At 63.5% G+C, this 16,120-nt stretch carries 13 protein-coding genes; 4 read left to right on the top strand and 9 right to left on the bottom strand.

Features of this window, described 5'->3' with window-relative positions; genetic code table 11:
- Positions 1–177: 177 nt before the first annotated feature.
- The gene (proS, locus tag FDY95_RS05485; RefSeq protein WP_138075728.1) at positions 178–1,653 is read left to right on the top strand and encodes a proline--tRNA ligase; all 1,476 of its coding nucleotides are present in this window, start codon (positions 178–180) and stop codon (positions 1,651–1,653) included.
- A gap of 117 nt (positions 1,654–1,770) precedes the next feature.
- On the opposite strand, the gene FDY95_RS05480 is transcribed toward proS, so the two are convergent.
- The 4 genes from FDY95_RS05480 to FDY95_RS05465 form a co-directional block, all read right to left on the bottom strand.
- A complete protein-coding gene (locus FDY95_RS05480) occupies positions 1,771–2,016 on the bottom strand; it encodes a hypothetical protein (RefSeq protein ID WP_246073935.1) in 246 nt (81 codons plus the stop codon).
- A 48-nt stretch (positions 2,017–2,064) separates the two neighbouring features.
- The gene (locus FDY95_RS05475) at positions 2,065–2,631 is read right to left on the bottom strand and encodes a DinB family protein (RefSeq protein ID WP_138075727.1); all 567 of its coding nucleotides are present in this window, start codon (positions 2,629–2,631) and stop codon (positions 2,065–2,067) included.
- A 73-nt stretch (positions 2,632–2,704) separates the two neighbouring features.
- Positions 2,705–3,319, bottom strand: coding sequence for a Crp/Fnr family transcriptional regulator (locus tag FDY95_RS05470; RefSeq protein WP_138075725.1), 615 nt, complete (start codon positions 3,317–3,319; stop codon positions 2,705–2,707).
- 238 nt (positions 3,320–3,557) lie between these two features.
- Positions 3,558–5,603, bottom strand: coding sequence for an OmpA family protein (locus FDY95_RS05465; protein WP_171025538.1), 2,046 nt, complete (start codon positions 5,601–5,603; stop codon positions 3,558–3,560).
- Positions 5,604–5,872: 269 nt separating this feature from the next.
- Here FDY95_RS05465 and FDY95_RS05460 point away from each other — a divergent pair, with 269 nt between their 5' ends.
- Entirely contained in the window at positions 5,873–7,915 is a 2,043-nt protein-coding gene (locus FDY95_RS05460) for a TonB-dependent receptor (RefSeq protein WP_138075721.1), read from the top strand.
- Positions 7,916–7,987: 72 nt separating this feature from the next.
- On the opposite strand, the gene FDY95_RS05455 is transcribed toward FDY95_RS05460, so the two are convergent.
- Positions 7,988–8,803: a hypothetical protein gene (locus tag FDY95_RS05455; RefSeq protein WP_138075719.1), complete on the bottom strand. Its 816-nt coding sequence runs from the start codon at positions 8,801–8,803 to the stop codon at positions 7,988–7,990.
- 141 nt (positions 8,804–8,944) lie between these two features.
- On the opposite strand from FDY95_RS05455, the gene FDY95_RS05450 reads away from it, so the two are divergent.
- Complete coding sequence (locus FDY95_RS05450; protein WP_138075717.1) at positions 8,945–9,931, top strand: isopenicillin N synthase family dioxygenase; 987 nt, start codon at positions 8,945–8,947, stop codon at positions 9,929–9,931.
- Between the two features lie 355 nt (positions 9,932–10,286).
- Positions 10,287–11,558: a chromate efflux transporter gene (gene chrA / locus FDY95_RS05445; protein WP_138075715.1), complete on the top strand. Its 1,272-nt coding sequence runs from the start codon at positions 10,287–10,289 to the stop codon at positions 11,556–11,558.
- 132 nt (positions 11,559–11,690) lie between these two features.
- Here chrA and rfbA read toward each other — a convergent pair whose 3' ends face one another.
- From rfbA to galE, 4 genes are all read right to left on the bottom strand, one after another.
- Positions 11,691–12,569, bottom strand: coding sequence for a glucose-1-phosphate thymidylyltransferase RfbA (rfbA, locus tag FDY95_RS05440; RefSeq protein WP_138075713.1), 879 nt, complete (start codon positions 12,567–12,569; stop codon positions 11,691–11,693).
- A gap of 165 nt (positions 12,570–12,734) precedes the next feature.
- Positions 12,735–13,742, bottom strand: coding sequence for an SDR family oxidoreductase (locus FDY95_RS05435; RefSeq protein ID WP_138075711.1), 1,008 nt, complete (start codon positions 13,740–13,742; stop codon positions 12,735–12,737).
- Positions 13,743–13,863: 121 nt separating this feature from the next.
- Positions 13,864–14,922: a dTDP-glucose 4,6-dehydratase gene (rfbB, locus tag FDY95_RS05430; RefSeq protein ID WP_138075709.1), complete on the bottom strand. Its 1,059-nt coding sequence runs from the start codon at positions 14,920–14,922 to the stop codon at positions 13,864–13,866.
- A 77-nt stretch (positions 14,923–14,999) separates the two neighbouring features.
- On the bottom strand, positions 15,000–16,022 hold the full coding sequence (galE, locus tag FDY95_RS05425) for a UDP-glucose 4-epimerase GalE (RefSeq protein WP_138075707.1): 1,023 nt from the start codon (positions 16,020–16,022) through the stop codon (positions 15,000–15,002).
- Between the last annotated feature and the right edge of the window lie 98 nt (positions 16,023–16,120).

Raw genomic sequence — 16,120 nt, 5'->3', positions numbered from 1 at the left:
CGGCCGCTGCTGATAAGAACGAGTATTGGCCAGAGCTTGTTCAGCCTCACTTGGTTGGCTGCGGGCGGAATGCTCCGGTTTAATAACGTACTTTGGGGCCCGATCAGTGCCCGGGCAAGGCTACGCAAATCCTGTACCAAGCTCGGGAACTTTTTCCTTTTTCCAAGAGACCCTCCCATGAGCAAACAGTTGCCGAAGCGCAGCGAGGATTATTCCCTGTGGTACAACGAGTTAGTTAAGCGCGCCGGCCTGGCCGAAAATTCGGCCGTGCGCGGCTGCATGGTCATCAAGCCCTACGGCTACGCCATCTGGGAAAAGATGCAGCGGACGCTGGACGACATGTTCAAGCGCACCGGCCATCAGAATGCCTACTTCCCGCTCTTCGTGCCCAAAAGCCTGTTTGAAGCCGAAGAGAAAAACGCCGAAGGCTTCGCCAAGGAATGCGCCGTGGTGACGCACTACCGCCTGCAAACCGACCCCGACAAGCCGGGCAAGCTGCGCGTGGACCCCAACGCCAAGCTGGAAGAAGAGCTGGTAGTGCGCCCCACCTCGGAGGCCATCATCTGGAGCACCTATAAAGGCTGGATTCAGAGCTACCGCGACCTGCCGCTGCTCATCAACCAGTGGGCCAACGTGGTGCGCTGGGAAATGCGCACCCGCCTGTTTTTGCGCACCGCCGAGTTCCTCTGGCAGGAAGGCCACACCGCCCACGCCACCGAAACCGAAGCCCTGGCCGAAACCCGCCAGATGCTGGACGTGTACGCCGAGTTTGCCGAGGAGCACCTCGCGCTGCCGGTGGTGAAGGGCGTCAAGACCGAGAACGAGCGGTTTGCCGGCGCCGTGGAGACGTACTGCATCGAAGGCATGATGCAGGACGGCAAGGCGCTGCAGGCCGGCACCTCGCACTTCCTGGGGCAGAACTTCGCCAAGGCCTTCGACGTGCAGTTCGCCAACAAAGCCGGGCAGCTGGAGCACGTGTGGGGCACCTCCTGGGGCGTGAGCACCCGCCTGATGGGCGCCCTCGTCATGGCCCACTCCGACGACGAAGGCCTGGTGCTGCCGCCCAAGCTGGCCCCGATTCAGGTGGTCATCGTGCCGATTTACAAGACTGGCCAGCTCGACGAGCTGCTGGAGCGCATCCGTCCCATTCAGATGGGCCTGATTGCGCGCGGCATTTCGGTGAAAATCGATGACCGCGACACCGAGCGCCCCGGCTTTAAATTCGCCGAGTGGGAGCTGAAGGGCGTGCCCGTGCGCCTCGCCATCGGCGCCCGCGACCTGGACAACGGCACCATCGAAGTGGCCCGCCGCGACACCAAGGAGAAGCTGAACCTGCCGCTGGCCGACATCGTGCAGAGCATCGACGAGCTGCTGCAGGACATCCAGAAGAACATCTACCGCAAGGCCCTGAACTTCCGCGAGTCGCACACCACGCGCGTCGATTCGTTCGAGGAGTTCAAGCAGGTGCTCGACGAGAAGGGCGGCTTCGTGGTGGCCCACTGGGACGGCACCGGCGAAACGGAGGAGCGCATCAAGGAGGAAACCAAGGCCACCATCCGCTGCATGGCCCTGAACGAGCCCGACGAGGACGGCGTCTGCATCCTGACGGGTAAGCCCTCGAAGCGCCGCGTGTACTTCGCCCGGGCCTACTAAGACTACGGATTACGCCGGATTTTTCGGATTCCCCGAATTTTGGGGACGATTGTCCATCTACTGCAAACGCCCCGCTACCGTGCTGGTAGCGGGGCGTTTGTCTTGTTATCAACCCAGTTACTGAGCCGCTTGAATGGCTTGGGCCAACTCTTCGTCCGGCAGGTTGTCGAACCAGTCTTTGGGTAGCTCCAGGCGCACCGTCTGGGCGCCGCCGCTGGGCGTGCACACGACGGGCACGTTGCCTTCGTCGGTTTCGCTTTTGGCTACGGCTTCTTCGGTGGCGGCGCTTTCGATGGCGGCGTAGGCCTGGGCGCAGGTCCAGGTGGTGTTGTGCTTATCGGTTACTTCGCGTTGCTTCATCATGGCGGCTGATACGTAACCGGGGCCCGAAAGTCAGCCGCGGCGCGCCACTTATACGGCCAGTGCCGGCGCGCTGGCCTGCGCTACCCGCGCCACCCGCTGGGCCTGCTGTAGGTGCCGTTCCTCGTGGCGCACCACGAACTCCAGCGTTTCGCCCACCCGCAGCTTGAGCAGGCGAAAAAACTCGACCGGCACGGCGCGGCGGTTCAGGTCGGTGGCGCGGGCGGCGGTGAGCAGGTGCAGCAGCTCGGTTTGGTGCCCGAGGAACTCCGTGAGCACGGCGCGAGTGAGCTGGCTGCCCGCCGGGTTCATGTGTTTCACGGTCTTGTGCTGCTGGCCGTTGTCGGGGCGCACGATGTCCAGGGACTTGCGGCCCAGCCAGCTGTAGCGCACCTCGTCGGCCGAGGTGCCGGGTCGGGCCAGGGCCTTGGTCAGGGCCGGTTGGTAGTAGCGGCTGTAGCGGTTCAGGTGCTCCAGGCATTCAAACACGCTCCAGCTGTCGGGCCGGGGCTTGAAGTTCAGCACCGCGTCGGGCAGCGGGCTTAGCTCGGTTTCGACGGTGGCCAGCAGCTGACGGACGCTGGCGTGCAGGGTTTGGAGGAAGGTGGCGGGTTGCATAAGCTGTTTTCAGAAGTAGTTGACGAACAGCTCAAAGGTCGGCGCCGGCCGGCCCTGGCGCCCTTGATTCAGATCAAGATTTTACGGCGCCCAGGCGGCTGAGCGTCTCGGGCGTCATGCGTAGGTAGGCGGCAATGTGGCGCCTGGGAATCAGCTGAAACAGGTGGGGGCTGCGCTTGAGCACCCGCTCCAGGCGCTGCTGCGGCTCGGGCAGCAACAGGTCAATCTGCCGCTCGATCAAACCCAGCACCGCACGCTCCATCTCCTGGCGCCAGAACCGGCCGAAATTCGGGTTCTGCTCCACCAGCCCCAGCCAGTCGGTGCGGCTGATGGCCAGCAACTCGCACTGCTGTAGCGCCTGCACGCAGAACTCCGACGGCTTACCCGAAAGAAAAGAGGGCACGCTAGTTACCATGGTGCCGGGGTAGGCAAAGCCGGTGTAAGCATCTTCCTCGGGCAGCGGCATGTAGATGCGCATGGTGCCCTTCAGCATGAAGTACAGGTGCGTTTCCACCTGCCCGACCTGGCTGAGAAACTCACCGCGGCGCAGGCTACCCCGGCGCTTCCACAGCGGCAGCAGCTCGTCAATGTCGGCCTCGGTGAGCTGCGGAATCTTGCGCATCAGCTCGGCCAGCATCCGGATATCGGGATGCGCTGCCGGCTGGTCGATGTCTTGGAGAGTGGGCATGGCCTTCTGAATGGCTGAGGGCTGAAATGTAGCGCGAATCGTAGATCAGCGAAGCTAACTTTCAGTTCGCGTAGCCTGGAGTAACAACTGCGCCATTTTTCGCCCGACACGTTGTTCTGCGATACGCGAACTGAAAATTCGCGCTGCAACGCAAACGGCCGGCTCCTTTCGGGGCCGGCCGTTTGCGTTGTCGTGTATCTGAACGGCCAGCCATTTAGCCATTCGACCATTTAGCCCTTTACTTCTTGGTAATCACGAATTCCACCCGGCGGTTGAGCTTGCGGGTTTCTTCCTGGTCGTTCGGGGCAATGGGCTTGGTGTCGCCGAAGCCCTGGGCGCGGATGCGGGTGCCGGCAATGCCCTTGCTCACCAGGTACTTCTTCACCTCGTTCACGCGGTCGTTGCTCAGCTTCAGGTTCAGGGCCGGGTCGCCCTGGTTATCGGTGTGGCCCTGCAGCTCGATTTCCACCTGCGGGTAGTTCTTGAGGATGTTCACCAGGCGCTGCAGTTCCGGGTAGGAGTTTTCGCGCAGGAAGTACTTACTCTGGGCAAAGAAGATGTTGTTCAGCTTGATCTTCTGGCCCACTTCGAAGGGAATCAGGTACAGGTCCTGGGTTTCTTCGGAGTACTTGTTGCGGTCGGTCACGTCCAGGTTCTGGTCCTCGGAGAGGTAGCCGGTGGCGTCGGCGCGGTAGCCGTAGTGGGCGCCGGTGGGCAGCACGATGGTGTAGGTGCCGTCGGTGGCGTTGGTTTCCACCACCCCGATTTCCTCGCCGGTAATCAGGTTTTCGTAGCGCACGGTGGCGGCTACCGGCTTCTTGGTGGCCGCGTCGAGCACCCGGCCGCGCACCAGGGCCACAGCTTCGGGCTTGTTGTTGGAGGAGAGGCTGATGCGGAAAATGTCGCGCGAGCCGTCGGTGCCGTTGCGGTCCGACACCAAATAGGCATCCTCACCCGAGGCCGACAGCGAGAAGTAGGCGTCCATGGCCGGCGAGTTGATGGCGGGACCGAGGTTGCGCGGCTTGGTCCAGTTGGTCCAGGTGTCGTCGAGGCGCTTGGCGTAGAAAATGTCGCCCTTGCCGTAGCCGGCCAGCCCCTCGGAGGCGAAGTACAGGGTCTTGCCGTCGGGCGCCAGGAAGGGGGCAAACTCGGCGGCCTTGGTGTTGATGTTGGCCCCGAGGTTGACGGGCCGCGAGAACGAGCCGTCGGTCTGGCGGAAGCTCACGTAGAGGTCCTGCTGGCCTTTACTGTCGCGGCGGTCCACGGCCATCAGCAGCTGCTTGCCCGAGGTGCTCAGGAAGAAGTCGACGTTGTCCGGGTCGTCGTTGTAGAAGTCCTGGATGTTAATTTTTTCCGGCTGCGTCCAGCCCGTAGCCTTGCGCCGGGTGATGCTGGCGCCCTTGGGGTCGAGCGAGCCGTCGGGGTTATACACGTTGATGAGCACCGCCGACGATCCGTCGGCCGATACCGAGGCCAGGCCGTTGGGGCCGGGCGAGTTAATGGGCGAGCCGGCGTTTTTGGCCTGCCCCCAGGTTTTGGCCTTGGGGTTGGTCAGCGTCGAGTACCACACGTCCTGGCCGTCCTTGGCGCCGCCCACGTTCTGCGGCGAGCCTTGCCGGGCAAAGAACAGCGTGCGGCCGTCGGGCGCCACGATGGGGCGCACCTCCGTGAACTTGGTATTCACGTTCGGCCCCAGGTTCACCATGGCCGAGTCGAAGGAAATGGCGTTTTCCGTCGGCATGGCCTTGAAATCCTTTTTCACCATCACGTCAGTCACGTCGGCCACGCCGATGGCGTCGATCTGGTTGACGCCGTTGACCTTGGCCGTGTTCATCGTCACCACCACCCCGATGGTGCGGTAGGTGGCGGCTCCGAAGGTGACCTGCAGGGTACGAAACAGCTCGGGCAGCGGGCCGGGGCTGGGGTTTTCGTACACCTGGTGCCGCTCGCCGCGGGTGTCCACCAGCTCGATACGGATGATGGAGCCGGGGTTGAAGTTTTCGACCACCGTCACCTGCCGGGCTACCACCGACTTGGTAAACTTCACTTCGATGAATTCCTTGGGGCCTTCCTTTTTCGGAATCCAGGCCTCGTTGCTGATCTGGCCCAGGGGCAGGGCGTTGGGCTCACCCAACACCTTTTCGGGCGAAAATGCCTCCTTGCCCTCGGCTTTCTGCGAGGATACTTCCACGACCTTGGCCGCCCACACCGCGTGCTGGGCCCGGGCCGCCACGCTATATCCCACAACCAACCCCAATGACAAAACGAGAGAACGTACGCTCATACTAAAGACGGGCAAAAAACGGTGGACTGTGCCCCGGCAGTGGTAAGCCGCCCCCACGGGCGGCGGCATGGTTGAGTTCAGGAAAGACGGCTACCGACGGTGTATAGTTACGGCCAACGGCAAATGCGGCCTTAAAAGTACGCATCCGGCGCAGGGCGCGCCACCACACGATAATGTGTCGACCGCAGCCGGACCGGGTACGGCCGGTTGCGGGCCGCTGTTGAAAGTAGTAGTTTACGACGTATTTGCCACCCGCTCCGCCGCCTGCTATGCGCCGTTTTGTCTGCCGCCTCGGACTAGCCGCCGGCGTGGGCGGGGCCAGCTTGGCCGCCGCACCGGCCGCCCGCGCCCAGCTGGTACCCGACGGCGTGACCGACCCCACGCTGGTGACCATGACGCCGCCCGACACCCTGGTGGGCGTGCGCCTGCACGCGCGGCGCATCGGCGTGAGCACCTACACCCAGCAGAGCGAGGCCTACGGCCGCTGGCACCTGGGCAAGCGCCAGACCCTGCTCTACCGCGCCCGCACCGACTGGGTGCTCGACTCGCGCGGCCGCCCGCCCTTCGTGCGCGAGGACTACCGCGCCGACGCCCTGCACCTCATCGGGCTGGGCCGGCACTGGCAGGTGGGCCAGCAGGTGGTCTACGACTACAGCCACGCCAACCACATCCGCACCGTGACCTGGCTGGGCCGGGCCGGCGGGCAGTGGCGCCTGCGCCCCCGCTCCGCCCCCGATTCCCTCTCGCAGCTGCGCGTGGCCCTGCTCGGGGGCCTCACCCACGACATGCGCAACGGCCGCCAGGACCTCGGCCCCACCTACGGCGCCGAGCTGACGGCCGTGGTGCGCCCCCTGGCCGCCTGGCCCGAGCCGGTGGCCCTGCGCCTGGTGGCGCTGCAGACGCAGCTGGGGCCGCGCCGCTGGCAGCGCGCCCTGGCCGACGCGGTGTACCAGCGCGCCGTCGACGACAACAGCCTGGCCCTGCTGCGCCTGGGCTACCGCAACACCCGCACCGAGGACTACCTGCCCGCCAACGTGCAGCGCATCCAGAGCGACACCCTGACGGCCCAGGTGCAGTGGACCTACCAGCTGCCCGGCCAGGCTTCGTTTCATTCCGACAACTCCGTGCTGCTACCGGCCCGCGCCTTCCGCTACCGCCGCCTCGGCCCCCTGGCCGACACGGTGCAGAACCTGGGCTACCGCCAGCACGAGTACGACACCCGCCAGGAGCTGCTGCTCACCCGCCGCAAGCTGCAGGCCCGGGTGCAGTTTGGCTACCACGAGCGGGTGCGCGGCTACTACCTCGACAACAACCGCCTGCTGGCGGCCGGCCGGTTCTTCGCCGCCGAGCAGCGCGAGAAAATCAAGGACATCAGCGAGAAAACCACCCAGTGGCAGGCCGAGCTGACCTGGCTGCTGCGCCCGCGCCACGCCCTCACGGCCGGCGGCAACGCCCAGCTGCTGCGCGTGGACACGCCCAGCCCCGAAAACTACCAGGACCGCGACGAGGCCAGCCACCAGCTGCGCCTGCGCCTGACCTCGCGTTGGCACCCCACCTTCCGCACCTCCCTGGGCCTCTGGGGCGAGTACCGCCAGCTCATCTTCATCAAGGCCCAGCAGAGCGCCGAAAACTACTCCGACCGCCTGCTGCACTGGGAGCCGGGCTTTGCCTGGGCGCCGGGCACCTTCAGCTGGCGCGGCAGCTACCACCTCTGGGTGAGCTACCAAGTGCGCGACCGGGCCGCCGAGCAGGCCCGCAACCGCGCCAGCCGGGTGCTGGAGCTGGAGCAGCACCTGCAGTGGGAGGTGCGCCCCCAGTGGCTGCTCACGCTCGATTACCAGCGCCGCGAAAACCGCATCGGCCAGCTGAACTGGCAGACCTTCCGGGAAAGCCCGCTCGACACCACCATCCTGCACGACCTGAGCCTGGGTTTGCGCCGGGGCTGGCGCGGCGTGCGCGGCCAGAGCAGCCTGCGCGCCGGCTACCGCTTCCTGGAGCAGCGCAGCCACCAGCGCGCCGCCCTGCTGCCCGAGGGCGCCGGCGCCGCCGGCCTCATCTACCTGCGCACCCTCACCCGCCAGCACGGCCCCGAGCTGAGCTTCGAGCGCCGCTCCGGCCCGCTGGTGCTGACGACCTCGCTGTGGCTGCAGCAACTGCAGAACCTTTACCGCTACTTGCCCGGCCAGGGCACCTATATCGGCGGCAGCAGCTACACGGCCGAGGAGCTAGGCCGGCGCAGTTCCCGCCTGCTGCCCTACTTCGAGCTACTGCTGGAATACCAGCTGCGGGGCCGGGCCCGCTGGGGACGATAGCGCCGGTCCGGCCGGAAAACGACAACGCCCGCTGGTGGGCGGGCGCTGGCTTGGCCGTTTCGACCCGAAGCCTTACGGCTGCAGCGTGAACGTGCGCGTGACGGTGTTGAACGGGCCGGGCACCGGCTTGCCGTCCATGTCAATCAGCTCCAGCTTCACGGTGTTTTCGCCCATGGGCAGGCCTTCCATCATGTAGGGAGCCCACTGATCCAGCAGAAACTCGGTGCCGTTGATGGTGGCGCGCACCTTGTTGCCCTCCGGCGCCAGCGTGGTATTGACGAGGTAAAAGTCCAGCATCACGCTCTTGGCGTCGTTGCCGGTGTACACGTCCTTGGGCCGGCTGTAGAAGAGGTGCGGCGCCTTCACGTCAAACGTCATCGGCGCGGCGGCCTTGCCCACGGTCACGACGCGCAAATCGTAGGCCCCGCGGTGCTTCAGGCTCTCGTGGTAGGAGCGCGAGAGAAACGAGAGGACCACGTGCTGCCCGTCCGGTATGTCCTTGGTGAATTCGGTGGTGTAGTGCGCCGTGTAGGGCTGGTTGTCCACGATGTTGTGGATGTGCTGGCCCTTGGCCGAGTTGGCCATGTGCTCGGCGTGCATGCCCTCCGTCATCTTGGTGAGCTGGAAGTTGGTCAGGTCGTAGTCGAAGGCTACGGCGCCGCTGGGCACGGTGGCGCCGTTGGCGGGCGTATTCAGGCGCAGGCCGGCGGCGGCAAACTTGGGCGAGTCAGTAAACGGCGTGAGCTTGATGCCGTTCTTTTCCTGGGTGGCGGCCGTATTGGTTACGGTTTCGCTGGTAGCCACCGCGGCCGATGACTGTTGCTTGGAAGCGTCGCAGGCCGCCAGGCCGAGGGCGGCGAGGCCGAGCAGGTATATGGATTTGGTCATTGCGAAAAGGTGGATGTGAACAGACGTAGAACCCGCGTACGTGAACAGCGCCAAAGCGGTTGATTTCGAAAATGGCAACGATAAATTGAGTAACTTGCCGAACTGTAAAAAGACGTTCCCCAAACGAAATTCCCACTCGCTATGAGCGAAAAACTGTTGGAGGAAATCCCCTCGCTGGACCTGGCGGATTTCCGTTCCGGTGACCCGGAGCGCAAAGCTAAATTTGTGCAGCAGCTCGGCGAAGCCTACCAGAACATCGGCTTCATCGCCCTGAAAAACCACGGCCTCAACGACGAGCAGACCCAAAAGCTGTACTCGGACGTGAAAGCCTTCTTCTCGCTGCCCGACGACGTGAAGCAGCAGTACGAAAAGCCGGAGCTGGCGGGCCAGCGCGGCTACGTGAGCAAGGGCAAGGAGCACGCCAAGGGCCGCAACACCGGCGACCTGAAGGAGTTCTACCACGTGGGCCAGGAGGTCGACGACCCCAACGACCCCATCGGCAAGGAGTACCCGGACAACATCTGGCCCAAGGAGGTAGAAAGCTTCGCCAACACCTCGCTGACCACCTACAAGACCCTGGAAGCCGCTGGCAAAGACGTGCTGCGCGCCATTGCCCTGTACCTGAAGCTGCCGGAGAACTACTTCGACGACAAGGTGCGCAACGGCAACAGCATCCTGCGCCCGATCCACTACTACCCCATCGAAAACCCCGAGGAGGTGCCGGCCGACGCCGTGCGTGCCGCCGAACACGGCGACATCAACCTCATCACCCTGCTGATGGGCGCCTCGGCCGACGGCCTGCAGGTGAAGCGCCGCGACGGGAAGTGGATTCCCATCACCGCCCTGCCCGACCAGATTGTGGTGAACGTAGGCGACATGCTGCAGCGCCTGACCAACGGCGTGCTCAAGAGCACCATTCACCGCGTGGTGAACCCACCCCGCGAGAAAATGAACTCCTCGCGCTACAGCATCCCCTTCTTCATGCACCCGCGCTCCGAAATGAGCCTGGCCGCCCTGGACAGCTGCGTGACGCCCGACAACCCCAAGCAGCAGGAGGACATTACCGCCGGTGAATTCCTCAACGAGCGGCTCATCGAGCTGGGACTGAAGAAGAAGTCGACGATGTAAGGACCACGGATTCGACGGATTTTTCGGATTCCGCGGATTTTGTGGACGATTGAACGTGTGGTGCCACGACTTTGCGAGTCGTGGCACTACTGTTTTTAAGGCCCAGGCTGTAGAGACGCATACTTGCGTCTCGTCGTTGAACGACACCTCGCACGCGCCAGGCCAAGCGGATAATCCGCCGGACGACGAGACGCAAATATGCGTCTCTACACTTTTCTGTCGTCTGCAGCCGCAGGGTCGGGCGTAAAGTAAACACGGCCTTGCCCCGACTTCAGATTCGGGCCCCGCGCCTGCACAGTTGGCCGTTCGGGCCGGATTGTGCTTCTTTACCCATACGACCCACCCGCTTCCACCCGTGCAGCCCTCCGACCCGGCCGATGTAAAGCTGGCGCCGCCGCCCCGGCGTCTGCGCACCAAACGCGTGCGCGGCATCATTTTCCTGAAGGACGTGGCCCTGCTCGGCTGCACGGCCTTCGGCGGCCCGCAGGCGCACACGGCCATGATGTTTCGCCTGCTGGTCGACAAGCGGCGCTACCTCAGCTCGGCCGAGCTGCTGGAGCTGATGGCCCTGTGCCAGGTGCTGCCCGGTCCCGGCTCCACCCAGACGATTACGGCCATCGGTTTCCGCCTGGGCGGGCCCAACCTGGCCTACCTCACCCTGCTCGTCTGGATTCTGCCCTCGGTGCTGCTGATGACGGCCGCCGCCCTGAGCCTCAACTACCTCGACAAAGAACAGGTGGCCCGGCTGGTACGCTACGTGCAGCCGGTGGCTGTGGGCTTCGTGGCGTATTCGGCCTACAAGATTGCCGAGAAGGTCATCCATACCAAGACCTCGGTGGCCCTGCTGGTGGCCGCCGCGCTGGTGGCCTACTTCTTCCAGCTGCCCTGGGTGCTACCGCTGCTGCTCATCGGCGGCGGGCTGGTGACGACGTTCCGCTACCGCAAAATGCCGCAGATCAAGCAGAAGGAGCCCCTACGGGTGGAGTGGGCCAACTTTCTGCTGTGGCTGGGCGTGTTTCTGCTGGCGGCGTTGCTGGGCCACTACACCCGCGAGCTGCCGGTGCGCCTGTTCGAGAACTTCTACCGCAACGGCTCTTTGGTATTCGGCGGCGGGCAGGTGCTGGCCCCGCTGCTCTACGCCGAGTTCGTGGAGTTCAAGGAGTACCTCAGCGGCCCCGAATTCCTCTCCGGCTACGGCCTGACGCAGGCGCTGCCGGGCCCCAACTTCTCCATTGCCGCCTACATCGGGGCCCTGGCCATGCGCGACTATGGCACCAGCGGGCAGCTCATCGGGGCGCTGGTGGGCGCGGTGGGCATCTTCATGCCCGGCACGCTGCTCATCTTCTTCCTGATTCGTTTCTGGGACCAGCTCAAGCAGTACCGCGTAGTCAAAGCCTCGCTGGAAGGCATCAACGCCGTGTCGGCCGGCCTGGTGGTGGCGGCCACCTTCCTGCTTTACCACCCCCTGCCCGACGGCCCCACCTGGCACATGCCCGGCCGCTACGGCGTGGATTTGCCGCTGAATCCCATCCTGGTCGGCGTCACCTTCCTGATCCTGCTCTGGGACCGACTACCCTCCTACGTGCTGGTGCTCAGCGCCTTGCTACTGGGCGCGCTCCTGCCCTGATGGAATTGAATCATCAATGAGCAACGCCAGCTGCCTGGCTATCCGGCGCAGAAACGGCTACGCGCCACATAAAAAATGCCCGGCGCCATGCGGGCACCGGGCATTTTTAATTCTCAATTTTTAATTACCCTCCTACCCTTCCAGCAGCTGCTGTTGGGGCAGGTTCAGCAGGTAGTCGCCGTAGCCGCTCTTGCGCAGGGGCTCGGCAATCTGGCGCAGCTGATCGGCCGTGATGAAGCCCTGACGGTAAGCCACTTCCTCGATAGAACCCACCTTCAGGCCCTGGCGCTGCTCGATGACGCGCACGAACTCGCCGGCCTGCATCAGGCTCTCGAAGGTGCCGGTATCCAGCCAGGCTGTGCCGCGGCCCAGGATGCCCACTTTCAGCTTGCCGCGGCGCAGGTACTCCTGGTTCACGTCGGTAATTTCGTACTCGCCGCGGGCCGAGGGCTTCAGGTCCTTGGCAATCTGCACCACCTCGTTGTCGTAGAAGTACAGGCCGGGCACGGCGTAGTTGCTCTTGGGCTTGGCGGGCTTTTCCTCGATGCTCAGGGCCTGGCGGTTATCATCAAACTCCACCACGCCGTAGCGCTCCGGGTCGTGCACGTGGTAGGCGTACACCACGCCGCCGTCGGGGTCGTTGTTGCTCTTGAGCAGCTCCTCCATGCCGGCGCCGTAGAAGATATTGTCGCCGAGCACCAGGGCCACTTTGTCGTCGCCGATGAAGTCGGCACCGAGCACGAAGGCCTGGGCCAGGCCGTTGGGCACTTCCTGCACCACGTACTCGAAGCGGCAGCCGAGGCTTTTCCCGTCGCCGAGCAGCTTCTGAAACTGGGCCTGATCGTGGGGCGTGGTGATGATGAGAATTTCGCGGATGCCCGCCATCATCAGAATCGACAGCGGATAGTAAATCATCGGCTTGTCGTACACCGGCATGAGCTGCTTGCTGACAGCCAGCGTGAGCGGGTGCAGACGGGTGCCGGAACCGCCGGCGAGGATGATGCCTTTCATGGGGAAAGAGTTATGAATTGCTGCTACAAAAGAACGTCATGTCGAGCGAAGTCGAGACATCTCGCGTGTTAAGTCAGATAGTTATTCCCGGCTTGAGGCTACTACCTGGCGTCAGCACGCGAGATGTCTCGACAAGCTCGACATGACGGTCTGATTTTCTTACTACTAGTTCCGTTCCTCAATAAACTCCTGGTTGGCTTTAAACCACTCCAGCGTCTTCTTCAGCCCCTCGCGGATGCGCACCTGCGGGTCGTAGCCCAGCAGGTTTTTGGCCTTCGAGATGTCGGCCAGGGAGTCGCGGATGTCGCCGGCGCGGTTCGGGCCGTATTCGGGCGTGATATCGACGCCGGCTTCCTCCTTGAGGATGTTGAACAGATCGTTGAGCGAGGTGCGGTCGGCCACGGCAATGTTGTACACCTGGTTCACCGCCTCCGGATTCTGCACCAGCGCGGCGCGGATGTTGGCCTGCACGCAGTTTTCCACGAAGGTGAAGTCGCGCGTCTGGCCCCCGTCGCCGTTGATGCGCGGGGCCTTGCCCTGCAGCACCGCGTCGATAAACAGCGGGATGACGGCGGCGTAGGCGCCGTTCGGGTCCTGGCGCGGGCCGAAGATGTTGAAGTAGCGCAGCCCGATGATTTCCATGCCGTAGGTCTTGCCAAACACGTCGGCGTACAGCTCGTTGGCGTACTTGGTCACGGCGTAGGGCGACAGCGGCTTGCCGATGCGGTCCTCAACCTTGGGCAGGTGGGGCGAGTCGCCGTAGGTGCTGCTCGAAGCGGCGTACACGAAGCGCTTCACCCCGGCGTCCTTGGCGGCCACCAGCATGTTCACGAAACCGCCCACGTTCACGTCGTTGGAGGTAATCGGGTCGTTGATGGAGCGCGGCACCGAGCCCAGCGCCGCCTGGTGCAGCACCACGTCGACGCCTTCGCAGGCGCGGCGGCAGGCTTCCACGTCGCGGATGTCGCCGTCGAGGATTTCCAGGTTGGGGTGGCCTTCAAACAGCCGCAGGTTTTTGCGGAAGCCGTTAGAGTAGTTGTCGAAGGTGCGCACCTTCTTCACCCCATACTTCAGCAGGTACTCCACGATGTTGGAGCCGATGAAGCCGGCGCCGCCGGTCACGAGGAAAGTCAGGTTATCGAGCGGCTGCTCGTGAAAGGGGGAGTCGTACATCTGGTGTAATTCTGAATTATGAATTATGAATTCTGAATTATGGCTTGATCCTCACCATTGTTCAGAGCAATTCATAATTCAGAATTCATAATTCAGAATTGCCAGCAATATTCAACGCGCCTTAGCGCGCTGAATATTGCTGGCGGTAGTAGTCCTGGTAGTGGCCGCTGGTCACGTTCTGCAGCCATTCCTGGTTGTCGAAGTACCAGTCCACGGTCTGGCGCAGGCCCTGCTCGAAGGTCACGGAGGGCTTCCAGCCCAGCTCGTTCATGATTTTCGAGGAGTCGATGGCGTAGCGCAGGTCGTGGCCGGCGCGGTCCGTTACGAACTTGATGAGCTGGCGCGAGGTGCCCTGGGGCTTGCCGGTCTTCTCGTCCATCACGTCGCAGAGCAGGTGAATCAGGTCGATGTTCTTCCACTCGTTCACCCCGCCGATGTTGTATGTCTCGCCCAATTTACCGTTGTGGAACACCGCGTCGATGGCCGTGGCGTGGTCTTTCACGAACAGCCAGTCGCGCACGTTTTCGCCCTTGCCGTACACCGGAATCGGCTCCCCGTTCTGGATGCGGTGCAGGGCCAGCGGGATGAGCTTCTCGGGAAAGTGGTTGGGGCCGTAGTTGTTGGAGCAGTTCGACACCTTCACCGGCATGTGGTAGGTGTGGTACCAGGCCCGCACGAAGTGGTCCGACGACGCTTTGGAGGCCGAATAGGGCGAACGGGGGTCGTAGGGCGTGGTTTCGGTGAACATGTCGGTGCCCATGTCCAGGGAGCCGTACACCTCGTCGGTGCTCACGTGGTAGAACACGTGGCCCTCGTAGCCCTTGGGCTGCCACAGGTTGCGAGCCGCGTTCAGCAGGTGCACCGTGCCCAGCACGTTGGTCTTCACGAAAGCCAGCGGATCGGTAATCGAGCGGTCCACGTGCGACTCGGCCGCGAGGTGAATCACCGCGTCGGGCTCCTCGGTGGCGAACAGCTGGTCGACGAAAGCCTGATCGGTCAGGTCGCCCTTTATGAAGCGGTAGTTCGGGGCCGCTTCGATGTCGCGCAAGTTTTCCAGGTTGCCCGCGTAGGTCAGCGCGTCCAGGTTCAGGATCTGGTACTCGGGGTACTTGGTCACGAACAGGCGCACCACGTGCGACCCGATGAAGCCGGCACCGCCGGTGATAAGGATTTTTTTCATGAGGGTAGATGAGTAGATGGGTAGATGAGTACATGCGCGAAGGCAGGGGGAAGCTGCTCCTTCGCTCCGCTTCTCATTTACTCATTTTTCAAATTCTGCTGCCAGCGCCAGGCGGTGGCCAAGGCTTCTTCCAGGCCAACTTCGGTGCGGAAGCCCAGCACCTCGGCGGCGCGGGTAGCGTCGGCGTAGATGGCGGGCACGTCGCCGGCGCGGCGCGGACCGGTGCGGTAGCGCAGCGGCTGCCCGGTCACTTTCTCGAAGGTCTTCACCACTTCCAGCACAGTGTTGCCCTGGCCGGTGCCCACGTTGAAAGTTTCCACGTCGGCGGCTTTGCCGTCGAGCTGGCGCTGCACCGCTACCACGTGCGCGCGGGCTAGGTCGCCCACGTAGATGTAGTCGCGGACGCAGGAGCCGTCGGGGGTGTCGTAGTCGGTGCCGTACACGGTCAGCTCCTCGCGCCAGCCGGCGGCGGTCTGCGTCACGAAGGGCACCAGGTTGTTGGGTACGCCCAGCGGCAGCTCTCCGATCTTGCCCGAAGGATGGGCCCCGATGGGGTTGAAGTAGCGCAGCAGGATGCTCTTGATGTCGTTGCCCGGCGCCTGCGACAGGTCGCGCAGGATGTCTTCGCACATCTGCTTGGTGCGGCCGTAGGGCGAGCTGGCGGGCTTGGTGGGCGTTTCTTCGGTCACCGGCAGCGCATCGGGCACGCCGTACACGGTGCACGACGACGAAAACACCAGGTTTTTCACCCCGAATTCCTGCATCAGCTCCAGCAGCACCAGCAGCGAGCCGACGTTGTTCTGAAAGTAGGCCAGCGGCTTCTGCACCGATTCGCCCACCGCCTTGAAGGCCGCGAAGTGAATCACGCCGGCCACTTCGCCTTCCGCCTCAAATACGCCGCGGAACGCCGCCTTGTCGTTGCAGTCGACGCGGTGCACCGGCACGTCGAGGCCCAGGATGGCGCGCAGCCCCTCCAGCACCGACTCGCGGGAGTTGGAGAAGTCGTCGACGATAACCGGCTGAAAACCGGCCTCCTGCAGGGCCACCACCGTGTGCGAGCCGATGTAGCCCGCCCCACCCGTAACGAGAATCTTTTTCATTAATGTGCGTAATGTGATGAATGTGAGAAATATGAGAAATGAGTTGCTGCGTGACCGTCGGAACGGCCTTTACACATCATTCACACTTCCCACATTCT

This window comes from Hymenobacter jeollabukensis (genome assembly GCF_005771675.1).
Lineage (GTDB): Bacteria > Bacteroidota > Bacteroidia > Cytophagales > Hymenobacteraceae > Solirubrum > Solirubrum jeollabukense.
Note: the sequence above shows the minus strand (reverse complement) of the source record. Positions and strands in the feature narration are given on the sequence as shown.

What these genes read in the sequence shown, in the direction of transcription:
- proS (WP_138075728.1), top strand. Translation starts at nt 178, where the DNA reads ATGAGCAAACAGTTGCCGAAGCGCAGCGAGGATTATTCCCTGTGGTAC.
- FDY95_RS05480 (WP_246073935.1), bottom strand. Translation starts at nt 2,016, where the DNA reads ATGATGAAGCAACGCGAAGTAACCGATAAGCACAACACCACCTGGACC.
- FDY95_RS05475 (WP_138075727.1), bottom strand. Translation starts at nt 2,631, where the DNA reads ATGCAACCCGCCACCTTCCTCCAAACCCTGCACGCCAGCGTCCGTCAG.
- FDY95_RS05470 (WP_138075725.1), bottom strand. Translation starts at nt 3,319, where the DNA reads ATGCCCACTCTCCAAGACATCGACCAGCCGGCAGCGCATCCCGATATC.
- FDY95_RS05465 (WP_171025538.1), bottom strand. Translation starts at nt 5,603, where the DNA reads ATGAGCGTACGTTCTCTCGTTTTGTCATTGGGGTTGGTTGTGGGATAT.
- FDY95_RS05460 (WP_138075721.1), top strand. Translation starts at nt 5,873, where the DNA reads ATGCGCCGTTTTGTCTGCCGCCTCGGACTAGCCGCCGGCGTGGGCGGG.
- FDY95_RS05455 (WP_138075719.1), bottom strand. Translation starts at nt 8,803, where the DNA reads ATGACCAAATCCATATACCTGCTCGGCCTCGCCGCCCTCGGCCTGGCG.
- FDY95_RS05450 (WP_138075717.1), top strand. Translation starts at nt 8,945, where the DNA reads ATGAGCGAAAAACTGTTGGAGGAAATCCCCTCGCTGGACCTGGCGGAT.
- rfbA (WP_138075713.1), bottom strand. Translation starts at nt 12,569, where the DNA reads ATGAAAGGCATCATCCTCGCCGGCGGTTCCGGCACCCGTCTGCACCCG.
- FDY95_RS05435 (WP_138075711.1), bottom strand. Translation starts at nt 13,742, where the DNA reads ATGTACGACTCCCCCTTTCACGAGCAGCCGCTCGATAACCTGACTTTC.
- rfbB (WP_138075709.1), bottom strand. Translation starts at nt 14,922, where the DNA reads ATGAAAAAAATCCTTATCACCGGCGGTGCCGGCTTCATCGGGTCGCAC.
- galE (WP_138075707.1), bottom strand. Translation starts at nt 16,022, where the DNA reads ATGAAAAAGATTCTCGTTACGGGTGGGGCGGGCTACATCGGCTCGCAC.